The organism is Actinoalloteichus caeruleus DSM 43889 (assembly GCF_000429185.2).
In the GTDB taxonomy this organism is placed as follows: Bacteria; Actinomycetota; Actinomycetes; order Mycobacteriales; family Pseudonocardiaceae; genus Actinoalloteichus_B; species Actinoalloteichus_B caeruleus.
In genome coordinates this window covers 4,516,398-4,537,866 of sequence record NZ_AUBJ02000001.1, presented here as the reverse complement: position 1 = coordinate 4,537,866, position 21,469 = coordinate 4,516,398, and the positions used below count along the sequence as shown (strand labels likewise).

Annotated in this window: 21 protein-coding genes and 1 pseudogene; 6 read left to right on the top strand and 16 right to left on the bottom strand. The window is 72.5% G+C overall.

Annotation, left to right across the window (positions count from 1 at the left end):
- The first annotated feature begins 43 nt into the window (after positions 1-43).
- The gene (locus G443_RS18180; protein ID WP_026419573.1) at positions 44-535 is read left to right on the top strand and encodes a hypothetical protein; all 492 of its coding nucleotides are present in this window, start codon (positions 44-46) and stop codon (positions 533-535) included.
- Positions 536-546: 11 nt separating this feature from the next.
- On the opposite strand, the gene G443_RS18175 is transcribed toward G443_RS18180, so the two are convergent.
- From G443_RS18175 to menB, 3 genes are all read right to left on the bottom strand, one after another.
- Entirely contained in the window at positions 547-1,017 is a 471-nt protein-coding gene (locus G443_RS18175) for a DUF3592 domain-containing protein (RefSeq protein ID WP_245588863.1), read from the bottom strand.
- 90 nt (positions 1,018-1,107) lie between these two features.
- Positions 1,108-2,865, bottom strand: coding sequence for a 2-succinyl-5-enolpyruvyl-6-hydroxy-3-cyclohexene-1-carboxylic-acid synthase (menD, locus tag G443_RS18170; protein ID WP_026419574.1), 1,758 nt, complete (start codon positions 2,863-2,865; stop codon positions 1,108-1,110).
- Positions 2,862-3,731, bottom strand: coding sequence for a 1,4-dihydroxy-2-naphthoyl-CoA synthase (gene menB, locus G443_RS18165; RefSeq protein WP_081715548.1), 870 nt, complete (start codon positions 3,729-3,731; stop codon positions 2,862-2,864). The genes menD and menB overlap by 4 nt, the downstream gene beginning before the upstream one ends.
- A gap of 231 nt (positions 3,732-3,962) precedes the next feature.
- On the opposite strand from menB, the gene menE reads away from it, so the two are divergent.
- On the top strand, positions 3,963-5,198 hold the full coding sequence (gene menE, locus G443_RS18160; RefSeq protein ID WP_035292510.1) for an o-succinylbenzoate--CoA ligase: 1,236 nt from the start codon (positions 3,963-3,965) through the stop codon (positions 5,196-5,198).
- 379 nt (positions 5,199-5,577) lie between these two features.
- On the opposite strand, the pseudogene G443_RS18155 reads toward menE, so the two are convergent.
- The 4 genes and pseudogenes from G443_RS18155 to G443_RS18140 all read right to left on the bottom strand — a co-directional run.
- Positions 5,578-6,216: pseudogene (locus tag G443_RS18155) on the bottom strand (DedA family protein); the annotation flags it as partial.
- A 116-nt stretch (positions 6,217-6,332) separates the two neighbouring features.
- Positions 6,333-6,770 (bottom strand): hypothetical protein, encoded by a 438-nt coding sequence (locus tag G443_RS18150; RefSeq protein WP_155886200.1) that lies wholly within the window; start codon positions 6,768-6,770, stop codon positions 6,333-6,335.
- 210 nt (positions 6,771-6,980) lie between these two features.
- Positions 6,981-8,174: a helix-turn-helix domain-containing protein gene (locus G443_RS18145; RefSeq protein ID WP_026419578.1), complete on the bottom strand. Its 1,194-nt coding sequence runs from the start codon at positions 8,172-8,174 to the stop codon at positions 6,981-6,983.
- A 131-nt stretch (positions 8,175-8,305) separates the two neighbouring features.
- Positions 8,306-8,749: a hypothetical protein gene (locus G443_RS18140; protein ID WP_155886201.1), complete on the bottom strand. Its 444-nt coding sequence runs from the start codon at positions 8,747-8,749 to the stop codon at positions 8,306-8,308.
- A gap of 236 nt (positions 8,750-8,985) precedes the next feature.
- On the opposite strand from G443_RS18140, the gene G443_RS18135 reads away from it, so the two are divergent.
- Positions 8,986-10,509, top strand: coding sequence for a peptide deformylase (locus tag G443_RS18135; protein WP_026419580.1), 1,524 nt, complete (start codon positions 8,986-8,988; stop codon positions 10,507-10,509).
- A gap of 101 nt (positions 10,510-10,610) precedes the next feature.
- Complete coding sequence (locus G443_RS18130; protein WP_026419581.1) at positions 10,611-11,483, top strand: 1,4-dihydroxy-2-naphthoate polyprenyltransferase; 873 nt, start codon at positions 10,611-10,613, stop codon at positions 11,481-11,483.
- A 45-nt stretch (positions 11,484-11,528) separates the two neighbouring features.
- On the opposite strand, the gene G443_RS18125 is transcribed toward G443_RS18130, so the two are convergent.
- Together G443_RS18125 and G443_RS18120 are read right to left on the bottom strand one after the other, a co-directional pair.
- Positions 11,529-11,885, bottom strand: a complete 357-nt coding sequence (locus G443_RS18125; protein WP_245588864.1) for a DUF4229 domain-containing protein — start codon at positions 11,883-11,885, stop codon at positions 11,529-11,531.
- A gap of 119 nt (positions 11,886-12,004) precedes the next feature.
- A complete protein-coding gene (locus G443_RS18120; RefSeq protein WP_026419583.1) occupies positions 12,005-12,472 on the bottom strand; it encodes an Lrp/AsnC family transcriptional regulator in 468 nt (155 codons plus the stop codon).
- A 230-nt stretch (positions 12,473-12,702) separates the two neighbouring features.
- Here G443_RS18120 and G443_RS18115 point away from each other — a divergent pair, with 230 nt between their 5' ends.
- Entirely contained in the window at positions 12,703-12,936 is a 234-nt protein-coding gene (locus G443_RS18115; protein WP_016698350.1) for a BldC family transcriptional regulator, read from the top strand.
- A 134-nt stretch (positions 12,937-13,070) separates the two neighbouring features.
- Positions 13,071-13,310 (top strand): hypothetical protein, encoded by a 240-nt coding sequence (locus G443_RS18110; RefSeq protein WP_372492990.1) that lies wholly within the window; start codon positions 13,071-13,073, stop codon positions 13,308-13,310.
- Positions 13,311-13,494: 184 nt separating this feature from the next.
- On the opposite strand, the gene G443_RS18105 is transcribed toward G443_RS18110, so the two are convergent.
- From G443_RS18105 to hemL, 7 genes are all read right to left on the bottom strand, one after another.
- Positions 13,495-14,895, bottom strand: coding sequence for a MinD/ParA family ATP-binding protein (locus G443_RS18105; RefSeq protein WP_372492989.1), 1,401 nt, complete (start codon positions 14,893-14,895; stop codon positions 13,495-13,497).
- A gap of 125 nt (positions 14,896-15,020) precedes the next feature.
- On the bottom strand, positions 15,021-16,010 hold the full coding sequence (gene ccsB / locus G443_RS18100) for a c-type cytochrome biogenesis protein CcsB (protein ID WP_026419584.1): 990 nt from the start codon (positions 16,008-16,010) through the stop codon (positions 15,021-15,023).
- Positions 16,010-17,668, bottom strand: coding sequence for a cytochrome c biogenesis protein ResB (resB, locus tag G443_RS18095; protein ID WP_026419585.1), 1,659 nt, complete (start codon positions 17,666-17,668; stop codon positions 16,010-16,012). The genes ccsB and resB overlap by 1 nt, the downstream gene beginning before the upstream one ends.
- Positions 17,668-18,549 (bottom strand): cytochrome c biogenesis CcdA family protein, encoded by an 882-nt coding sequence (locus G443_RS18090; RefSeq protein WP_051314140.1) that lies wholly within the window; start codon positions 18,547-18,549, stop codon positions 17,668-17,670. Before G443_RS18090 ends, resB begins: the two co-directional genes overlap by 1 nt.
- A 76-nt stretch (positions 18,550-18,625) precedes the next feature.
- Positions 18,626-19,342 carry a TlpA family protein disulfide reductase gene (locus G443_RS18085; RefSeq protein ID WP_245588865.1) on the bottom strand — a complete coding sequence of 239 codons (717 nt, stop codon included), beginning with the start codon at positions 19,340-19,342 and terminating at the stop codon, positions 18,626-18,628.
- Positions 19,343-19,467: 125 nt separating this feature from the next.
- On the bottom strand, positions 19,468-20,100 hold the full coding sequence (locus G443_RS18080; protein ID WP_026419587.1) for a histidine phosphatase family protein: 633 nt from the start codon (positions 20,098-20,100) through the stop codon (positions 19,468-19,470).
- Positions 20,097-21,461: a glutamate-1-semialdehyde 2,1-aminomutase gene (gene hemL, locus G443_RS18075; RefSeq protein ID WP_081715552.1), complete on the bottom strand. Its 1,365-nt coding sequence runs from the start codon at positions 21,459-21,461 to the stop codon at positions 20,097-20,099. The genes G443_RS18080 and hemL overlap by 4 nt, the downstream gene beginning before the upstream one ends.
- Positions 21,462-21,469: the final 8 nt, after the last annotated feature.

Sequence of the window (21,469 nt, the reverse complement as noted above, 5' to 3'; positions counted from 1 at the left end):
CGCCGGTCCTCATCAGCCACGCTCACCAGTCGGGGGACTTGTCATGAGCGAGAACGCCACCACCCGTCCACACCGTCCGCGTCAGGACCACCACGTGGGGCTGCCCTTCGTACTGGAGTCACGTGACGTGCTGCGCGGCTACCCGGTGCGGTGCCGGGTGGCGACCGACGCGGCGCGGAGCCTCGTGATCGTGACCGTGGCGGCGTGGCCGGAGTCCGGGGACCGCCAGGTCGAGCTCGCGTTGGACCACGGGCAGGCCCGGTTCGCCGCCGGGCGGCTGCGCAGTCGGACGGACGGGTGCGCGGTGGCCTCCCACCACGGCGCGGTGACCGCGGCGCTGTCGATCAGCACGAACCGGTGGCGCCACGCCCCGGTGACGGTGCTCGACGTGGTGGTCACCGGGAGTCCGGTGACCGTAGTCCTGGCGGACTCCCGGGTGGACGAGTTGGGGGAGGCCCTGCGGCTGGCAGCCGACCGCCTGCTCCCGCACCGGCCCCAGCCGGTCGAGCGGACCCCGCTCGCGGCGACGGGCTGAGGAACACGGGGTCAGGCAGGGGCGGCCGCCGCCCGCATCGGGCGGCGCAGCCACCAGATCAGCAGGCACAGGACGATCCACAGCCCGGTGACCACTCCCACCACGGGCACCACCCCGAGCCCGAACCCCCGCCCGGCCACCCGGACGAGGTCCGGGTTCTCCTGGTCGTACTCGACCCGGACGAGGTTCCCGCGTTCGAGGCCGTCCGGGTAGAGCACTCCGGTGGCCGGGCTGTGGACCGCGCCGTCGCTGGCGTGGTAGCGCACGAGCGTGCGGAAACCGGACACGGAGAGCACCTCGGCCGTGGTCTCCCCCAGGTTCTGGTCGATGTTCCGGTCGTTGCTCCACGCTCCGAGGACCAGCAGCGAACCCAGCAGGGTGCCGAGCAGCCCGGTCACCGCCAGACCGACCACCGACCACCTGCGGGGTCGGGACAACCCGCCCCACCTCGCTCCGCGGGGTGCGTCACGCTTCTCGGGCACGGCAGCGAAGTCTAGTCGGCGGTGCCGCCGCCCGGCCGGACACGTCGGCCCCGGACGGACCACGTCTCGGGGCGCGGACCGGCCGGATCCTCACCTCTCGGGGAGCGCTCGGCGCACGGCCGCCCGCAGCCGGTCGTGGAGGTCGCGGAGCCGGCCCCGGTCGACCCGCACCTCCACCACGCGGAGTCCGCGCACCGTCGCCAGGGCGGCCGCGAACTCCTCGCGGTCGCGCGCCCTCGTGTGGGGGACGCCGTACCCGGCGCAGAGTGCGCCGAGGTCAGCGCCGTGCGGTGTTCCGAACACCCGCTCGAAACCGTGCCGGGAGTCGGGCTCGCCCTGTTCGAGCAGTTCGAAGATCCCGCCACCGTCGTCGTTGACGACCACCAGGGTCAGGTCGGGTCGTCGTTCCGCCGGCCCGATCAGCAGACCGTTGACGTCGTGGAGGAAGGTCAGGTCCCCCAGCAACGCGTAGCCGCTCGTCGCGCCGTCGTCCCGGCTGGCCGCTCCGAGCACCGCGCCGGCGGCGGTGGAGACGGCGCCGTCGATACCGGCGAGCCCCCGGTTGGCCAGGGTGCGTGTCCGCTGCCCGCCCCCCGCGACGAGGTCCACGTCGCGGATCGGGTTCGAGGAGCCGAGGAAGACGACCGACTCGGGTCCAGCCGTGTCCATGAGCTCCCTGGCCACGTGCAGGCCGGTCGGCCACTCCTCGGCCGCCAGGAATCCGTCGACGGCGGCGGCGGTCGCCGCGTCCGCCTCCCGCCAGGCGGCGAACCAGTCGGGGTCGGCGTGCGAGACGAGTTCGTGGCCGGCGGGGCTGTCCAGGTCGGTGTCGTCCAGCCCCGGGTGGACCCGCCGCGCCACGTACTGCGGGTCCGGCCAGTTCTCCGGGTCGGCGACCATGTGGACCGTGCCGGCGCCGCGCAGCAACCGTTGGACGCCCCGGCTGAGGGTTGGTCGTCCGACGACGAGCACGGCATCCGGCATGAGCCGCTCCGGGAGCGCTCCGGAGTTCAGCAGCAGCATGCCGTGCCTGACCAGCGTGGGGGCCAGCCCCGCGTTGGCGGACGGTTCCGCCAGCAGGGGCCAGTTCACCCGTTTCGCCAGGGCTGCGACGCCGTCGAGGGCGCCGACCGGCCCCTCCCCCGCGACGACCAGGGTCCGGGGGGAGAGACCTGCCAACGCCGCGCCCCCGTCGGCTCCCTGCGCGCTCTGGGGAGCCAGGGTGACCGTCCAGGCGCCGCCGTCCGGGCGCCCGGCCAGCGAGTCCGGCCAGTCCGGCTGGTCCCGCTCCGGGCGGTGCGGGACCAGAGGTTCCCGGAACGGGATGTTGAGGTGCGCCGGGCGCCCGGCGTGCAGGGGTACGGCGGCGCGGCACAGCAGGCTGCGCCACACCGCGTTCCGCCCGGCGCGCCGTTCGGCCAGGGGGAAGGCCGTGGTGCTGACCAGCGGCCCGAACAGGCCGTGTTGCAGGGTCGTCTGGTTCGCCCCGGTGCCCAACAGCTCCGGTGGCCGGTCCGCGGTGACGACGAGCAGCGGCTCGCCCGCGTGGTACGCCTCCATCATCGCCGGCTGCATGTTCCCGGCGGCGGTTCCGGAGGTGCACACCACGGCCGCGAAGCCCGTGCGGCTGTGGCGGGCGCCCAACCCCTTGCTGATGCCCAGCGCGAGGAAGGCCGCGGAACGTTCGTCCACCCGCACGTGCAACGCGACCCGCCCCGCCTCGGCCGCGTCGTGCAGCGCGTAGGCCAGCGGGGCGTTCCTGGAGCCGGGGCACAGGACGACGTGCCGCATCCCGTTGCGGATCAGCTCGTCGACGATGACCGTGGCTTGCGCCGTCGAGGGATTCATGGACGTTTGGGGAACCGGCCGAAGTCGGGCTTGCGCTTCTCGCGGTAGGCGTCGCGACCCTCCTGGGCCTCCTCCGTCATGTAGAAGAGCAGCGTGGAGTCACCGGCGAGCTGCTGGACGCCGGCCAGTCCGTCGTCGGCCGCGTTGTGGGAGGCCTTGAGCATCCGCAACGCCAGTGGGGAGTGCTGGAGCATCCGCCTGGCCCAGTCGACGGTCTCGCGCTCGAGGTCGACCAGCGGCACCACCGTGTTGACCAGCCCCATGTCGAGGGCCTCCTGGGCTCCGTACTGGCGGCACAGGTACCAGATCTCGCGGGACTTCTTCTGGCCGACGATCCTGGCCAGCAAGCCGGAGCCGTAACCGCCGTCGAAGGAGCCGACCTGGGGTCCCGTCTGGCCGAAACGGGCGTTGTCGGCGGCGATGGTGAGGTCGCAGACGATGTGCAGCACGTGGCCCCCGCCGATGGCGTAACCGGCCACCATCGCGATCACGGGTTTGGGGAGGCGGCGGATCTGGACCTGGAGGTCCAGGACGTTGAGCCGCCCGATCCCCCTGCGGGCCACCTCGTCGTCGCCGAGGTAGCCGTCGTCGCCGCGGATGCGCTGGTCTCCGCCGGAGCAGAACGCCAGATCGCCCTGACCGGTGAGGATGATGACCCCCACCTCGTCGTCGTCCCTGGCCCGGTTGAACGCGTCCGACAGCTCGAAGAGCGTCTGGGGTCGGAACGCGTTGCGGACCCGGGGGCGGTTGATGGTGATCTTCGCTATGCCCTCGGCGATCTCATAACGGATGTCCTGGTAGTCGCCGAGCTGCTGCCACTCGCAGGCCAGCTCGATCGAGGAGTGTGCGGGATCGGTGGACGTCACCCGCTCAGGCTAACTATTCCCGAAGCGGCCCCACACCACGGCGTTGCCGTGAATCGGTCACGGGCAGCGACCGACGTGGAGCCGCCATCGCTCACGGGGGGCCGTTCCCGCCGCGTCCGGGTCGGAGACGGCCGGTCGCGTGAACGGTGTCTCACCGGTCCGGGGGCACCGGCCCCGCCGCCCGGGGCTACCGTCGCCGCGTCGGGCACCGGATGGGCGAGGATCGGGCAGATGGACACGAACGAGGGGACCGACCGCCGGCGGCTGGTCGTGGTGCGGGGCGCTGACCGCGTCGACGCGGTGCCGGCGCTGCTCGCCGAGCTGGATCGGGCGCTGGCCGGCCGGAGCGCGGTGTTGCCGCTTCCGAGCGGGCCGGCCCCGGAGGTGACGCGGCTGGCGGCGGCGTTGCTGCCGGCGGAGCCCGTGGAGGACGACACGGCCTTGGTCGTCCCCACCTCGGGGTCGACCGGCCTCCCCAAGGGGGTTCGCCTGACCGCGTCCGCGTTGCGGAGTTCGGCCGAGGCCACGCACGCGCGGCTGGGTGGTGGGGGGACCTGGTTGCTCGCCCTGCCCGCCACGCACATCGCCGGGGTCCAGGTGCTGGTGCGTTCCCTGCTCGCCTCCGCCGAGCCGGTGGTGATGGCCGGCCGGGGCGGCTTCCGCCCGGTGGAGTTCGCCGAGGCCGCCGGACGGGCGCTCGCCAGGGAGGGCCGCCACTACACCGCGCTGGTGCCCACCCAGCTCAGCCGCGTGCTGTCCGAGGGCGGGGACGCGGTCCGCGCCCTCGCCCGGTTCGACGCGGTGCTGCTCGGCGGCGCGGCCTGCCCGCCCGCCTTGTTGGCCCGGGCGAGGGCGGCGGGAGTCCCGGTGGTTACGACCTACGGGATGAGTGAGACGGCCGGGGGCTGCGTCTACGACGGCCGGCCCCTACCCGGCGTGCGGTTCCGCCTCGCCGACGATCCCCGGACGTCCCCCGCCGACCTGGTGACCGGGGACGGGGTTGGTGTCGTCGAGCTGGCTGGCCCGGTGCTGGCCGCCGGTTACCGCCTGGACCCCGACGCCACCTCGGCCGCGTTCCGGGACGGGTGGTTCCGCACGGGGGATCTCGGTCGCCACGACGGGGAGGGAACGCTGGAGATCATCGGGCGCCACGACGACCTCATCAACAGCGGCGGCCTCAAGATCGCCCCGGTGCTGGTCGAGCGCGCCCTGACGGCCGTCGAGTCGGTTCGGGAGGCGTGCGTCGTCGGGCTCCCGGACGCGGAGTGGGGTCAGGCCGTCGTCGCCGTGGTGGTGGGGGAGCCGACGGCCGCGCCACCCGACCCGGCCGAACTCCGAGCCGCCGTTCGGGACCAGTTGGGAGCCGCGGCGACACCCAAGGTGGTGCGGGTGGTCGCGGAACTCCCGTCGCGGGGCCCCGGCAAGGTGGACCGAGCGGCGGTGGTCGCGCTGTTCGGCGGGCGCTGACCCCCCGGACCTCCACCGCCCTCGGCCGAGCCCCGGCCCGCCACCGCGGGTCGGCCCCCGCCGCTCACCCCGCGCCCGGCGGGGGCGGCGGTCCTGGCTGGTTCCTCGGCGGGTGGGTCCGGCGCGGCGGACGGGGCAGCGGTCCGGGCGCCCGACCCGCGACGGGTCCCGTCCCGCCGTGCCCCCGCTGGCCCGGGGCCGGGGAGAACCGCCTGGGTCGGGTGTCACCCGCCCCCGGGTCCGGTGACGGCGGGGCGGGCCGGGGACGGACGGGGGGCCCGACGATCCTCGGTAGTTGGTCCGTGGGGGCCTCGACCTCGGCGAACCGCCCGGTGGGCGCGTCCCGCTCCTCGCCCGGCCGCTCCCCCTCGGGCTCCCCCGCTCGTCGCGCGGCCCGTACCCGGGTGACGACGAAGAAGATGACCGCGGCGGCCACGGCCACGATGACGACGCGCTGGAAGATCCCCGCGTAGTCCTCCACCAGGTGCCAGTTCTCGCCCAGCTGGTAGCCGGCGAGCACGAAGATGGTGTTCCAGATCAGGCTGCCCGCCGTGGTGAGGGCGATGAACGACACCATCGGCATGCGTTGGATACCGGCCGGCACGGAGATGAGGCTGCGGAAGATCGGGATCATCCGGCCGAAGAAGACGGCCTTCGCTCCGTGGCGGACGAACCAGGCCTCGGTCCTGTCGAAGTCCGAGACCTTGAACAGGGGGATCCGGGTCACCAGCGCTCTGGTGCGCTCCGGCCCGAGGGCCGCCCCGACGAGGTAGGTGATGACCGCTCCCACGACGGAGCCGAGCGTCGTCCAGAACAACGCGCCAGGCAGGCTCATCGTGCCCTGGCTGGCGGTGAACCCGGCCAGGGGCAGCACCAGCTCGCTGGGGATCGGGGGGAAGAGGTTGTCGAGGCCGACGATCAGCGCCGCCCCGGGGCCGCCCAGGGTCTCCATGAGGTTGACGGCCCAACCGGCGAGCCCGTCGAGTTCGGCGCCGGCCGTGTCCTGCGCGAGGTTCATCCACTACTCCTGGTAGTCACCAGGAAAACGGTACGGAGGCGCCCGTCACGACACCATGAGGTCGACGGTAGCCCCGGCCCCGGCTCCGCGCAGGGGAGCCGGGGCCGGGAACCCGCTCAGCAGTCGGACACGGAGGGTGACGATACGGGCATGGCCAGCAGGCCGACCCCGGCGGCCAGCAGCGAGGCCAGCCTGTCGGCCGACCTCCCGTGGAAACGGACGCGGCGTCGAGCCGTGCCCTCGCCCACGAGGGTGAGGATGACCCCGTTCGTGGCGGGCTCCACCAGCAGGCTCGCCACCACGGCCTCGGGGTGGAGGACGGTCACCACGACGGGCGCGCGCCGCTGGATGGCCGAGGTCGCCCTGCGGGCCTGCCCGACCTCGAACCCGACCGTTCCGCCGGTGGCGTCCCCCAGTCTGAGCAACAGCAGGAGCTGGTTGGGGCCGAGTTCCAGGGTGACGGGGACCGGCCCCCGGTCGTGTTCGTCCCAGCCGACGATTCGGCGGGTCCAGACAGGGGCCTCGGCGGGGTGGTCGGGCAGCTGAGGACTCATCACGGTGCACTCCGTCACGCCAGGGGTGCGGCTCCGGGTCCGCTGCGGAGCAGGGGCCGGGCGCGCGCCGGTCAGGTTCCGTTCTCTCCACGCTGTGGACTGCCGGGGAGGCGTCAGCTGTGCGGCGACGTCCCCCTGCCGAGGACGGTACGTGTCCGCGCCGGCACCACCTGGGACGCGCTGTCCTACTGCCCGTTCGGCGGCTCCGGACTAGCCGAAGATCCCCAGCCGCTCCGCCAGTCCCCGCAGCCGACTGGGCCGTTCCCTGGCGAGGAGCTCCGAGACGATGCGGCGGGGCATCGTCTGGTGGCTCATCCAGTCCGGGGCCATCCGCTCGGCGCTGAGCAGGATGTCCAGGGCCTGTTGCTGGTGGCCGAGGCGGGCGTGGGCGAGGGCGCGGTCGGCCAGGTGCCGCGCCCGGGACGCCAATGGCAACGACGGGGTCCTCGGCATCCTCCTGGCCACCGTGAGCGCCGTCGTGTAGTCCTCGGTCACCACGGCGACGTCGACCCGCTGCATGGCCACCTGGGAGGGACCGAAGTACGTCTCGTAGTCCCGCCGGTCGTGGCCGATCCTGCGGGCGACCGCGTCGGCCTGCCCCACCAGGTGGGCCGCCTCCGCCGACCGCTGGTCCCGGGCGGCGGCGGTGGCCGCGGTGAGGACGAGGCTGCCGAAGGCGGACAGGTGGGTGGGTGGCGCGTCGCCGAGCGGTTCGATGGCCTCCGCGGTGCGCACCGCGAGCCGCCGCGCCTCCTCGTACCGGCCGCGCCCGAGCAGCTGCCAGGCCACCGACCCGCGCAGCGTCGCGGACAGCAGTTCGTCGGAGCCGCCCTGGGCGGCGGCGAGCGCCTGCCGGACGGCGAGGAAGGCCGCGTCGTGCTGGCCGAGGTGCACCAGGGAGCAGCCCGTGACCCACAGCCCCCTGGCCAGCAGCTCGGCGGCGGCGGCCCGCTCGCCCTCGTTCGCCGCCCGTGCCGTGGCCCGCAGCTGGTGCAGGGTCGGCGCCAGCACCGCGCTCAACAACGCGTACCGGCCACTCCAGTACGCGCCCCACGCGTACTCGACGATGCGCCTGGCGTCCACCAGCGTGCTGGCCTCGCCGGGTGTGGGATCGCCGTCGTCGAGCAGGTCGTCCACCGAGGTGAGCACGCGCCGGACAGCGACGATGCCGGCGTCGGGATCGGTGGAGGGGATGCCGGCCGGACGCCCGAGCAGTTCGGAGATGTCGACGTCGAGCGCGCGCGCGATCCGCTGGAGACTGCCGATGGACGCGGTCTGCCTGATGCCCTGTTCGAGCTTGCGCACGAGGTCGACCGAGACTCCGGCCCGGTCGGCGAGCTGCTGCTGGGTGAGGACCCTTCCCCGCAGTTCACGAATGCGAACACCGATGCTGGTGTTGCCCATCGAAACGACCTCTTCATCCGAGTGGCCGCCTCCCGGCCGCGACGGCGCGAAGGGAGTCGCCTCACGGCGATGAGGTCGGCGTGGTCAGGGACACCGCGACCCGGTCGGACCGCGGTCGGTGCGGACGCCCGCTAGACGGGTGGCGGACGCAGGTACACCAGGCTGGCGCCCTCCTCCAACAGGTCGGCGAGCTGCCCGACCGTGTCGGTGAAGCGGATGCGCCAGCCCGGGGCGCCCCGGCCGAGGAGGAACAGCACCACTCCCAGCGGGTCGGGCTCGACCACGAGCTGGCAGCCGCTGGCCTCCCGGTGCAGAACGGGGACCACCAGCCGGGTACCGGAGCGCAGGCACCGCGCGGTCTGCTCGGCCCCCCGGCGGTCGAGCCCGAAGCTGCCGACCATCGTCGAGCCGAGCCGGAGGACGACCAACAGCCGCCGGGGGCTGATCTCCACCTGGTTGGTGACGCGGCCATCCCGCTCCAGATCCCAGCCGTACACGCGGTGGAACCAGCGGTAGCGGTCCGGGCCGTCCTCCGGAACCAGCTCGTTCGCCGGAACCGGCAGCCCACCACTCACGACGCTGTCCCCCAACCGAGGGGCCGGCACCATCCCGTCCGGCACTCGGCAGTCCTCGGCACTCCGATCGGCGCAACCCGCTGCGCCGCTTGCGGGAGACGACCGTTCGTCCATGTCAAACCCCCTAGTCCGGCCGGTAGAAGGTGCCAGACAAGAAGACCGGCGCCTCGGGGTGTTCCCGTAGCCTGGGAGCCTCCTCACGGTGAACTCACGCACACTCACGGTTGGTGGAATCCATGCCAGACCAGGCTCAACCCGGAACCGACACCAGGCCGGAACAGGCTGCCTTCATCGCCGAGTTCCGCCGCTGGCGAGACGTCCGGGGCCTGTCACGGGCCGCGCTGGCCAAGGCGATGGACTACAGCAGGTCCTACGTGTCCAAGGTCGAGAGCGGTGGGGAACAGGCCTCCCGCGAGTTCGCCAGGGCGGCCGACAGCGCGCTCAACGCGGGCGGGGCCCTGCGCAGGGCCTGGCGCGAACAGCAGGCGTTACGCGGCGGGGCGACCCGCACCCCGAGCCCCCCGCCCGTCCCCGTCATCGAACCCGCCACCGGGCTGCTGGTCGAGCACGACCACGCCGAACTCCGCTACGAGCAGGGCTTCTACACGGCGACGATGCGCCGGAAGATCGTCAACACCGGTGACGCCCCCATCACGCGGTACCTGATCAGGATCTCGGTCGACCGGTTCCCGGACGACCCGCGCCGGTCCAACGACCTCTACCGGGACAACCCCCTCGACTGGGAGGAACTGGGCCTGCGCGCCTGGCACGGGGAGGGCCGCCACGAGCCCATGCGCTGGAGCGTGCAGCACGACCGGGACGCCTTCAAGGAGGTCTGGCTCCAGTTCGCCAACGAGTCCGGCCGGTTCCCGCTGTACCCGGGGCAGAGCACCTGGATCGAGTACACCTACCGCGTGCCCGACGACAAGTGGGGGCACTGGTTCCGGCGCGCGGTCCGGCTGCCCACCCACCGGTTGTCGATCAGCCTGGACTTCCCCGCCGCGCTCGACCCCTCGGTGTGGGGGCTGCACACCTCGATGACCGCCGAGTCGATGCCGTTCCAGACCGCGATCGACACCCACGAACGCGACGGACGCCGTATCCACTCGTGGTCAACCGACGATCCGCCCCTCCACGCCCGCTACCGGCTCGAATGGCACTTCCGCAACGACGAGCGCCGGCAGCCCGTCCCGCCGAAGCCGAGCCAGATCATGGCCTCGCTCGGGGTCGTGCAGGAAGGTGATCCGGTCCTCCGCCGGCCCGCGCGGGAGTTCGACCTGCCCTCGGAGGCGGCCGACGCGCAGCGGGTCATCAGCGAGCTGCGGCTCGCCGGGGACCGGGTGGTCCGGGCCCACACCTTCGGCAAGGGCATGGGGGTCGCCGCCCCGCAACTGGGCATCGAACGCGCGGCCGCGATCATCCGCCCGCCGGGCAGCTCCGAACCCATCACCCTGCTGAACCCGCGCGTGATCGAGGCGAGTGACGACACCGACGAGCAGTACGAGGGCTGCCTCAGCTTCTTCGACGTCCGCTCCCTCGTCCCCCGACCGCTCATGATCCACGTGGCGCACCAGGACCTCAACGGCGAGCGCCGGATCACGGTGTTCGAGCGCGGCGTCGCCCGTCTCGTGGCCCACGAGATCGACCACCTCGACGGTGTCCTCTGCCGGGACTACCTCGGGGAGCGCGCCCAACCCATCCCCGTCGAGCAGTACCGGAGCAGCGGGCAGGCCTGGTCCTACTCGTCCCCGCAGGGCTGACCGCCCTCGGCGACCGGGCACCGCGCCGGGCGCGGCGTCCACGGCCGGGGAACGACCTGGCCGGCGGTTCACCGGGAACGGCGATAGCAGAGGATGGGCACATGGCCACACTCGCGCAGTGGATCGAGGGCGCGCGTCCGCGCACGCTGCCCAACGCGGTCGCCCCGATCATCGTCGGGAGCGGCGCCGCCTACGGTGTCGACGGTTTCGTGCTGTGGCGAGCGCTGGCCGCGCTGGGGATCGCCCTGCTGCTGATCCTGGGCGTCAACTACGCGAACGACTACTCCGACGGGATCCGGGGCACCGACACGGTGCGGACCGGCCCGCTGCGGCTGGTCGGCTCGGGCGCGGCGAAACCCCGGCAGGTCCTCTTCGCCGCCGTCGGCTGCCTCGCGCTGGGCGGGCTGGGGGGCGCGGTGGTCACGCTGCTCACCCAGCAGTGGTGGCTCATCCCCTTCGGCCTGTTCTGCATCGCCGGAGCGTGGTTCTACACGGGCAGCAAGCGACCGTACGGCTACGCCGGCTTCGGCGAACTGGCGGTCTTCGTCTTCTTCGGGCTCATCGCCACGCTCGGGACCGTCTACCTCCAGGCCGAACGCATCAGCGGCATCGACATCGGCTGCGCGGTCGCCGTCGGTTGCTTCTCCAGCGCGGTACTGGTCGCGAACAACCTGCGGGACATCGAGACCGACGCCAACGTCGGGAAACGAACCCTGGCGGTGCTGCTCGGCGCGCGGGACACCCGGTTCCTCTACGCGGCGCTGGTGACGATCCCGTTCTTCATCACGACGCTGATCGGTCTGCGCAACTCGGCGGCGCTGGCCGGGTTCGTCGCGATCCTGCTGGTGATCCTGCCGATCAGGATCGTGCTGCGCGGCGGCACCGGACGAGCCCTGGTCGGGGTGCTCCGGGACACCGGGCTGGCGTTGCTGGTGTGGTCGGTGGCCACCGGAGTGGCGCTCGCGCTGGGCTGACGCCAGCGGGCCTCGGCGGATCCCGCGCTCCGGCGCACGGCGCGGTCAGCTACCGGCGCGTTCGCCGCGCAGCTCGGCCCGGAGGCGTTCCCGCTTGGCCCTGCGCTGGCCGGACCGCGCGGCCAACGCGTCCGCCATCCGGGACCGCAGTCCCCGGAAGGCGATCATCGACACCGCCATCCCGAAGACCAGGGCGATGAGCAACGCCACGAGCAGGGGGACCCCCAGCAGCCCGAGCAGCAGCGCGAAGAGCAGGACGATGCCGACTCGGGCGGCCGTGTAGAGCAGCACGGGTCCCATCCAGGCCACCGGCTCGTCGGTCGCGCTCGGGGCGGCTTCCGCCCCCCGCGGGGTCTCCTCGGACACCGACGGAGTCTCGACGGGTCGACCACCGGTGCTCACGGCATCCTCCTCACCCGGGTCCTGCGGTACGGGCCTGACGGCCGGAGCCGTCACCACCCACCCACGCACCCTACGCGGCCACGTCACGGACGGGACGACCCCGCACGCCGAACCCGGCCTCAGGCCTCCACCGGACCCAACTCCGAGGGGGTGTTGGGCCGCCCCTCGAAGCGGGTGGAGAGGACGATCGTCGTCCGGGTGCGGGCCACCCCCTCGATGCGCCGAAGCCGCCCCAGGCTCTTCTCCAACTCGTCCATCGCCGCCACCCGCACCTTGACGACGAAGGCCTCCTCGCCCGCGACGGCGTAGCACGACTCCACCTCGGGCAGCTCGGCCAGCGCCTCGGCGATCCGGTCGTCGTCCCCCTCGTTGGTGGGGTGGATCCCGACGAGAGCGGTCACGCCGAGCCCGACGGTGCTCGGGTCGACGACGGCGTGGTACCCGGTGATCACCCCGGCCGCCTCCAGCTTGCCCACCCGCTCGTGCACGGCGGAGGCGGACAGTCCCACCTGACGTCCCAGATCCGCGTAGGTGGCACGCCCGCTGATCCGCAGCGCGGCGATGATCCTCCGGTCGACAGCGTCCATGACCGTCGATTGTCCCGGACAGGCGCTCGGCCCCCAACGAACCGTCGGCGCGGGGCGCTCGCCAGCGGTTTTCCCCGCGTGACCAGGCCCGGGAGGTCGGCGTGAGTCCGAAGCGAGCGATTCGTGCCTTACTGTCCCTTTACCTACTCACAAGCGTTCGAGTACCTGGTGGGTGAGGTGTCACGATGCGACCGGTACGTCGGTTTTCCCGACAGTCGAGGAGGCTGCTTGTGTCCGGGTCCATCCAGCAGGCCGAGGAACGCTCACCGGAACGACTGCTCACCCCCGGCGAGGTGGCGACCATGTTCCGGGTCGACCCCAAGACGGTGACCCGGTGGGCCACCGCGGGCCGGATCGGCTCCATCCGCACGCCGGGAGGCCACCGCCGCTTCCGGGAGTCGGAGGTGAAGAGCCTGCTCGCCACGCTCACCCGGGAGGCGAGCACGCCGGTGACGGCGAGCTGACCACGTCCGCCCCAGGCCAGGGGCCGCCGCCAGCCGTTCGGCCGGCTCCGGTCCCGGCCCCAGGGCACCCGCCACCCCAGCCCTGCTCAACATGAACAGTTCGAAACGGGTTAACCTCGCATAGGGACAAGGAGGTGGCGACTGTGCTGTACCTGCTCGCGGCTATCGGCGTGATCAGTGTCGCGGTGCTGCTGTGGCGCGCGTTCGCTCCGGAGCGGGTAGGGGCCGCCCCACGGCCGGAGACGGCCAAGGCCCCTGACGACGACCCGGAGTTCCTGCGCCGACTGGCCGAGCGGCAGTGGGAGGAACGCCGGCGGCAACAACGCCGGTCGGAGCGTTCCGACCCCGACAACGAGAACCCCTCGGGTTCCTGACACACCGGCCCGGCCACGCCGGAGGGGTCCGCCGCCGACGTCCCGTCGGCGCGGGCGCCCGGCGGCGGCGTCCGGACGCCGGGTGGAGCGACCACACGGGCCGTTCCGCCGGCCAGCGACCCCACCCGTCACCGAGCTGGGCGACCCCGAGCCGGCGTGGCGTAGCCACCCGGCCCCAGCGGGCTCAGCTCGTCCGGCTGACCGCCTGCGGGAAACCGTCCGCCACGGTCGCCGCGAGTTCGAGCAGCCCCAGCCGGGTGTCCGGCCCGAGCCGGTCCAGTTCGATCTCCGCCCCCTCCTCCAGGTGACCGTCGAACGGGATCCGGCAGACGGCCCGGCAGCGGGATTCGAAGTGTTGCGTCAACTTGTCCAGGTCCACCTTGCCCGAGCTCGGCCGGACCGAGTTGATGACGGCGATGGAGCGCGAGACCAGGTTGCGGTAGCCGTGCGCGTCCAGCCAGTCGAGGGTCGCTGACGCGCTCCTGGCCCCGTCGATGGAACCGGACGACACGATGACCAGGGAGTCGGCGACGTCGAGCACGCCCCGCATCGCCGAGTGCATCAGCCCCGTCCCGCAGTCGGTCAGGACCACGTTGTAGAAGAGCTCCAGCAGGTCCACGGTGCGTCGGTAGTCGTCCTCGCTGAACGCCTCCGACACGGCCGGGTCCTGTTCACTCGCCAGCACCTCCAACCGGCTCGGGCCCTGCGAGGTGTACGCGCGGACGTCGCTGTACTTCCGGATCCGTTCGGCGTCCCGGAGGAGGTGGCGCACGGTGGCCGTCGTCTCCAGCGGGATCTTCTGGCTCAGGGTGCCCCGGTCGGGGTTGGCGTCCACCGCGATCACGCGGTCCCCCCGGAGGGAGGAGAAGGTGGACCCGAGCGTCGCGGTCGTGGTCGTCTTCCCGACGCCACCCTTCAGGCTGAGCATGGCGATCTTGTAGCAACCCTGGAGTGGCTGGTTGATCCGGGCGATCAGTTCCCGCCGCCGTCGGTCGTCCGTGCTCTCGCCGAGGTTGATGGTCTGCCCGCTGAGCCGGTAGACGGCTCGCCGCCACCCGGACTGGGGCGGGCGCTTGGCCTGCCGCAGCAGCCGTGAGGAGGCGAGGTCCCGCTGCTGGCCCCCGGCCGGCGGAGCGGCCGGCTGCTGACCGTGCTGGGGGTTGGAGTAACCGTAGGGCGGCTGCCCCGCCGCTCCCCCGTCCTGCGCCTGGTGCGGTCCGGACACCGCGGGGTCAACCTGGTAGGGGCCCGAACGCGACGGATCGACCTGGTACGGACCCGAACGCGACGGATCGACCTGGTACGGACCCGAACGCGACGGGTCAACCTGGTACGGACCCGAACGCGACGGGTCAACCTGGTACGGACCCGAACGCGACGGGTCAACCTGGTACGGACCCGAACGCGACGGATCGACCTGGTACGGACCCGAACGCGACGGATCGGGGTAACCGGCCGGCTGCGGACCTGACGGGGTCTGTTCCACGTAGTAGGGCCCGCTGGCGGAACCGTCCCCGCCGGGGTGTCCACCGGCCGCCTGCCAGTTCGGCTCCGAGCGCGATTCCGGCTCGTACTGTCCGGTCACCGTTCGTCCTTCCACACGAGCGAACGGATCGAGCCTTCCCCGACCCGCCTCCGACGGTAACGCCAGTCGTTTCCCGTGCTTGTGGGGGGTTCGCGTTCCGTCCGCCAGACCAGCGCCACCGCCGATCAACCGACTCCAGCATAGGAATGCAGGCCCGCCACAACCAGGTTCACGAAGAAGAGGTTGAAGACGACGGTGGCGAAACCGATCACGTTGATCCAGGCGGCGGGCACCCCGCGCCAGCCGGTGGTGGCCCGCGCGTGCAGGTAACCCGCGTAGACCACCCAGGAGATGAAGGCCACCGTCTCCTTGGGGTCCCACCCCCAGAACCGGCCCCAGGCCGCCTCGGCCCAGATGGCCCCGCAGATGATGCCGAAGGTCAGGATCGGGAACGCGAAGACGGCGGTGCGGTACGCGAGCCGGTCCAGCGCCACGAGGTCCGGCAGTTTCGCGCCGAGGTTGCGGAACCGCTCCGGCCGCCGCTCGTGCGCGGACTTGATCAGGTACGCCACGGCACCCATGCCGGAGACCAGCAGGATTCCACTGCCGACGATGGCCGCGGAGACGTGGATGATGATCCAGTAGGAACGCAGCGAGGGCACGAGCGGCGCGGCCTCGGCGTACAGGAAGGTTCCAGCGACGAAGTAGAGGATGACCACCGGGAGCAGCACGAAGACCGCGATCTCCCGGACCGGGTGACGCCGCAGCACCACCAGCCAGGCGACGACCGCGGCCAGGCACAGGGCCGCGATGTACTCGTACATGTTGCCCCACGGGATGCGGCTGGTCGCCAGACCCCGCAGCACCAGGGACGCCAGTTGGAGGACGGCGGCCAGCACGGTCAGGGCCACGCCCATCCGGCCAAGCCGAGCCGCCAGCGGACGTCGGTCGCGGACCCCGGGACCGACCGCCCCGCCCGGCGAGTCCTCCTCCGGCCGGTCCAGCGTGGCCACCCCGCCCGCGGCGACCCCGGCGGCCGGTGTCGCCGCGCGCTGCTTCGGCTTGCGGGTGAATCCGTACTCCGCGGCGTGCAGCAGCAGTCCGAGCATGAACACGGCCAACGCGGCGGCGTAGCAGAGATCGCTGTAGACCGACAGCGTCTCGTTGACAGGCATCAGGTGTCCTTCCCGTGCGCCCGGGCCGAGGCGGGCTCCGGGTCAGCCGGCGGTTCCGAACGGCCGGCGGGCTCCAGCTCGGCGGCGAGCCGGGTGAACTCCTCGCCGTAACCGGCCTGGTCAGTCCGTGCCAGACCACCGATGCGCACCACGGTACGACCACCGGGGTCATCCGGATCGGCAGGGGTGGCGCGCACCCAGACCCGGCGCCGTTTGATCCCCAACGACAGGCTCAGCCCCAGCAGTACCGCGATGCTGGCGACCAGGACCCAGATCTGCGCCGGGTCGTGGGAGACCTGGAGCGAGACCCAGTCGTCGACCCCGTCGAAGCGGATCACGGTGCCGTCGTCCAGCTCCAGTTCCTCACCGACCGACAGGTTCTCCCTGGCGACCCGTTCGAGGAGGCCGGCGTCCACCATCTCCTGGTCGATCTCGAAGATCGACTGCCCTCGGCCGGAGTCGTTGCCCAGGTTCCCGCGCAACACGTCCACGGCGACGGCCGGCTCGTTGAGCGCGGGGAACCGGGAGGTCAGCAGGGTTCCGTCGTAGGCGGGGGTGGGCGCGAGCAGACCGGTGATGGCCAGCTGGCCGCGGTGGCGTTCCTCCTCGTCCGGTGTCCCCGGCGGATCGAACTTGGTCGCCCCCTCGGAGAGCATGGTCTGGAGTTCCACCGGCCGCCACTGCGTGTTCTTCACCCGTTCCTCCCCGTTGGGGAAGGTGACGGTGAAGCGGGGCGCGTAACCGTGCCCCAGCAGGTACACGCGGTCCGTGCCGGTGCGCAGCGGGTGGTTCACCTGGAGCTCGTGCTCACTCCACTCGCCGGTCTCCAGGGCGTCGCCCACCTGGTAGGACAGGTCGGCGTGGTACTGGAGGGCCTGCCCGGTGGGCAGGTGCTCGGCGCGGAACCCGTCGACGCGGACGCAGAACGGGTTCAGGTTGGTGCCGTCGACGCTGATCCCGGCGTTGAAGGAGTCGTAGTTGTAGATGCCCGAGTTGCAGAACTCCTGGCCGTCGGCTCGGACGATGGTCTGGCCCTCGTACCCGAACAGCTCGCCCAGGGCGAAGGCGACCAACAGGCCCAGCATCGCGGTGTGGAAGACCAGGTTCCCCGCCTCGCGGAGGTAACCGCGTTCGGCGCTGAGGGTTCGGACGCCCTGGTCCTCCTCGCGTTCGGCGACCCGCCACCCCCTGAGCACGGTCCGGGCGTGCGCGACCGCCTCCTCGGGCGACACGTCGGTCTCCACGCGGTGGTGGTGCGGCAGCCGGTCGAGGTTCCTCGGCGTCAACACCGGCCTGGCGCGCAGCTGCCGGACGAACTCCGCGCACCTCGGCACCACGCACCCGACGAGGGAGGTGAACAGCAGGACGTAGATCGCGGCGAACCACACGCTGCCGAAGACGTCGAACATCGACAGCCGGTCGAGGAGGGGGGCCAGACGCGGGTTGTCGTTGTAGTAGTCGACGACGAGTTCCGGGGCCACCGACCGCTGGGGGAGCAGCGCGCCGGGCACCGACGCCAGCGCCAGCAGGAACAGCAGCACCAGCGCGGTCCGCATGGTCGTCAGACCACGCCAGTAGTTCCGGAGGGTCGCCAGCACCACCCGGTGTGGCGCGCGTCCCGGCCTGGTCTCCTCCCGGGCCTTCGACTCCTCGGCCATCAGAGCGGCAACTCGAAGCCGCTGATCGGACCACGCAGCACGCCGATGAGCCAGTTCCAGGTACCGGTCACGAGCAGAACCCCCACCACGATCATCATCACGCCACCCGCCAGCTGGATCCTCCTCGTGTTCCGCCGCAGCCAACCGGCGCTGCGCACCGCCCAGCCCGCGCCGACCGCGAGGAGCACGAACGGCAGACCCAGACCGAGGCAGTACGCGGCGACGAGGGTGACCCCCCTGGTCAGGACCCCGCCGTCGCCCTGGGTGGCGATGGCGAAGGACAGCACCCCGGTCAGGGTCGGGCCGAGGCAGGGTGTCCAGCCCAGCGCGAACACCCCACCGAGGAGTGGGGCGCCGAGGAGACCGTCCCGGCGGACCCGGTGGAACCGGAGATCACGTTGCAGGGCGGGCACCAAGCCGAGGAAGACCAGTCCCATCGCGATGGTGATCACGCCGCCCACCCGCTGGAGCACGACCTCGTTGGCCGTGATCGTCTCGGAGAGGCCGAGGAGGCTCACCGTCGCGAGCATGAACACGACCGTGAAACCCAGGACGAAGAGCAGCGCCGCGCCGGCGACCCGCCACCGACCCGCACCCGCTTGCTGGCGCGCGTCCCGCGCCGTCGCCGGCCCCTCGACCGGCTCGACCGAGGACGTCGAGGTCTGGGACGCCGAGGGCGACGCGCCGGCGGGAACCGGTTTCCCCGCCCGGTCGGGGACCTCGTCGGGTGCGGACGCGCCGACCAACCCCGCGAGGTAGGCGAGGTAGCCGGGGACCAGCGGGATCACGCACGGCGACGCGAAGCTCACGACGCCGGCCAGCGCCGAGAGGCCCATCGCCAACAGCAGCGGGCCGCTGATCACGAACTCGGTGGGGTCCACGCTCAACGAGAGTAAGTAGTACGAAACGGATACGGCGCCGGGGGTCGTCCACGCGTGGCGCGGCCCACTCCTCCGCTCACCGGCCACCCACCTCCCCGCCGTCCCCGGCGGAGGTGCCGTCGGTCTCCTCGCCCCGGTCGTCGGCCCCCGGGGCCGCCGCGTCGCCACCGCCCTCGGCGAGCAGGTCCTCGACGGCGGGCATCAGCTCCTCCTCGTGGACCTGAGCGAGGAACACGGCCGCCACCCGCTGCTCCCTGTCGATCAACAGGGTGGAGGGCACGGCGTTGCGCGGGTAGCCGCGCAGCCCGAGCAGCGACCGGCCGGAGGGGTCGTAGATGCTCGGGTAGGTCAGCCCGAGGTTCTCCATGAAGTCAATCGGCGCGCTGCGAGGGTTGTCCCGCACGCTGATCCCCAGGAACTGGACGTCCTCGTCCGCGGTCGCCTCGGACATGCGCTGGAGCTCGGGGGCCTCCTCCCGGCACGGCGTGCACCAGGAACCCCAGATGTTGACGACGACGACGTCACCGGCGTAGTCGGCGACGCTGATGCGGCTGTCCTCGTCGAACAGGTCCTCACCCGAGATGTCCGGTACGGGCTGCCGTTCCGCCGCCTCGTAGTGGAGGCGGGTCTGGCCGCCGGGCGCGATGAACTGGAAGTCCCCCTCCACCTGGTCGGTGCCGGTGCAGGCGCCGACCAGCAGGCCGGTGGCCACCACCAGGGCCGCGAGGGGACGGCGTCGCCGTCGACTCCGTGTCCCGCCGACGCCGCGGTCGGCCTCTTCGGTACCGCTCATCACACACCTTCCCGCTGGGGTCCGTCGCCGTCACCGGACATCGCCCGTCCGCCGGGGTGGCGGTGCCCCGGCGCCAGCCTGCCACCGCCGAGGCGGCACCTCGGAACCGGGCCGGCGGCCGCCGCTCAGGCTCCCGTCACCCGTGCGTCGGTGCTGCCGACGGGCTCGAAGTAGGAGATCCGAACCAGCTGCTCGTCGTCGAAGACCAGGCTGGTCAGGGAGGCGAGTGAGCACTGCCGCCGCCGGGGGTCGTGCCACATCCGCCGTCCTTCGAGGAACAGCCTGATGGTCCAGATCGGCAGCTGGTGCGAGACGCACACCGCCTCGTGGCCCTCCGCGGCGGCCCGCGCCCGATGGACGGCTCCGAGCATGCGGTGCGCGATCCGCAGGTAGGGCTCGCCCCAGGAGGGGCGGAACGGGTTCCGCAGCTTGGACCAGTGCTTGGGGGACCGCAGCGCGCCGTCCCCCACCGACACCCGGAGCCCCTCGAAGAGGTTGCCGGCCTCGATGAGGCGCTCGTCGGTGGCCAGTTCCACGCCGTGGGTGGCCACCAGCGGCTGCGCGGTCTGCTGGGCCCGCTCCAGCGGCGAGGCCACCACGTGCACGAGGTCCCGGTCGGCCAGGAACGCCGCGACCTCCTTGGCCTGCTGTTCCCCGGTCGCGGAGAGGTGGAAGTTCGGCAGGCGGCCGTACAGCACGCCGCTCGGGTTGTGCACTTCGCCGTGGCGGAGCAGGTGCACGGTCGTCCGGGTCGTCATCTCGTCCCCTCTCGGCTCGCCGCCGCGGCGGCCTCGGCGGCCGGCGGCAGCGCCGCCGCGATCGCCTCGAACGCGTCGTCGTCCAGCGCGGCCGACACGAACCAGGCCTCGAAGGCGCTGGGCGGCGCGTACACGCCACGCTCCAGCAGCGCGTGGAAGAACGCGGGGAAGCGCCAGGTGTCGGCCCGTTGGGCCGCGGCGTAGTCGTGGACCTCGTCCTCGCTGAAGAAGACGCTGAGCAGGTTACCGGCGTAGGCGACGTGGTGTGGCACGCCGGCCGAGGTCAGGGCGTCACCGAGCAGGCCACCGAGCCGACGGGCGTTCTCGTCGAGCCGGGCGTACACGGTGTCGTCGGCGGCGCGCAACGTCGCCAGACCCGCCGCCACGGCCACGGGGTTCCCGGAGAGCGTGCCGGCCTGGTAGACGGGGCCGGCCGGAGCGAGCCGGGCCATCACCTCGGCCCGGCCGCCGAACGCGGCCGCCGGGAGCCCACCGGACATCACCTTGCCGAAGGTGTAGAGGTCGCCGGCGACCCCGTCGAGGCCGTACCACCCGGACCGGGACACCCGGAACCCGGTCATGACCTCGTCCATCACGAGCAGGGCGCCGTGCCGGTCGCACAGTTCCCGGAGACCGGCGTTGAAGCCGGGCACGGGCGCGACGGCACCCATGTTGCCGGCCGCGGCCTCGGTGATCACGCAGGCGATGTCGGCGCCGTGGCGGTCGAAGGCCTCCCGCACGGCGGCGAGGTCGTTGTAGGGCAGGACGAGGGTGTCCTCGGCCTGGGCGCCGGTGACGCCCGGAGTGGTGGGCAGTCCCAGCGTCGCGACCCCGGAGCCGGCGCTGGCCAGCAGGGCGTCGACGTGCCCGTGGTAGCAGCCGGCGAACTTCACGACCTTGCGCCGCCCGGTGTGGCCCCTGGCGAGCCGCACGGCGCTCATGGTGGCCTCGGTGCCGGAGTTGACCAGTCGCAGCTGGGCGACCGGTGGCACGCGGTCGATGATCTCCTGGGCGAGCTCCACCTCACCGGTGGTGGGCGTGCCGAAGGACAGCCCGTTCGTGGCCGCCGACCGAACGGCCTCCACGACGGCGGGATGGGCGTGCCCGAGGATCATCGGCCCCCACGAGGACACGAGGTCCACGTACCGGTTCCCGTCGACATCCCACAGGTGCGGGCCGGCGCCGCGCACCATCACCCTCGGGGTGCCCCCGACGGAGTGGAACGCCCGCACCGGGCTGTTCACCCCGCCCGGGGTGAGCGCGCTGGCCCGTTCGAACCACTCCCTCGACCGCTCGACGGATCGGCCAGCCGATCCGACGCCGTGTCCTTCCGCACCCGTTGGTTCCCGCTGCTCGCTCACGGGACCAG

Coding starts and splice junctions, on each gene's coding strand:
- G443_RS18180 (WP_026419573.1), top strand. CDS start 44: ATGAGCGAGAACGCCACCACCCGTCCACACCGTCCGCGTCAGGACCAC.
- menD (WP_026419574.1), bottom strand. CDS start 2,865: ATGAATCCCTCGACGGCGCAAGCCACGGTCATCGTCGACGAGCTGATC.
- menE (WP_035292510.1), top strand. CDS start 3,963: ATGGACACGAACGAGGGGACCGACCGCCGGCGGCTGGTCGTGGTGCGG.
- G443_RS18150 (WP_155886200.1), bottom strand. CDS start 6,770: ATGAGTCCTCAGCTGCCCGACCACCCCGCCGAGGCCCCTGTCTGGACC.
- G443_RS18145 (WP_026419578.1), bottom strand. CDS start 8,174: ATGGGCAACACCAGCATCGGTGTTCGCATTCGTGAACTGCGGGGAAGG.
- G443_RS18135 (WP_026419580.1), top strand. CDS start 8,986: ATGCCAGACCAGGCTCAACCCGGAACCGACACCAGGCCGGAACAGGCT.
- G443_RS18130 (WP_026419581.1), top strand. CDS start 10,611: ATGGCCACACTCGCGCAGTGGATCGAGGGCGCGCGTCCGCGCACGCTG.
- G443_RS18120 (WP_026419583.1), bottom strand. CDS start 12,472: ATGGACGCTGTCGACCGGAGGATCATCGCCGCGCTGCGGATCAGCGGG.
- ccsB (WP_026419584.1), bottom strand. CDS start 16,010: ATGCCTGTCAACGAGACGCTGTCGGTCTACAGCGATCTCTGCTACGCC.
- resB (WP_026419585.1), bottom strand. CDS start 17,668: ATGGCCGAGGAGTCGAAGGCCCGGGAGGAGACCAGGCCGGGACGCGCG.
- G443_RS18085 (WP_245588865.1), bottom strand. CDS start 19,342: ATGAGCGGTACCGAAGAGGCCGACCGCGGCGTCGGCGGGACACGGAGT.
- G443_RS18080 (WP_026419587.1), bottom strand. CDS start 20,100: ATGACGACCCGGACGACCGTGCACCTGCTCCGCCACGGCGAAGTGCAC.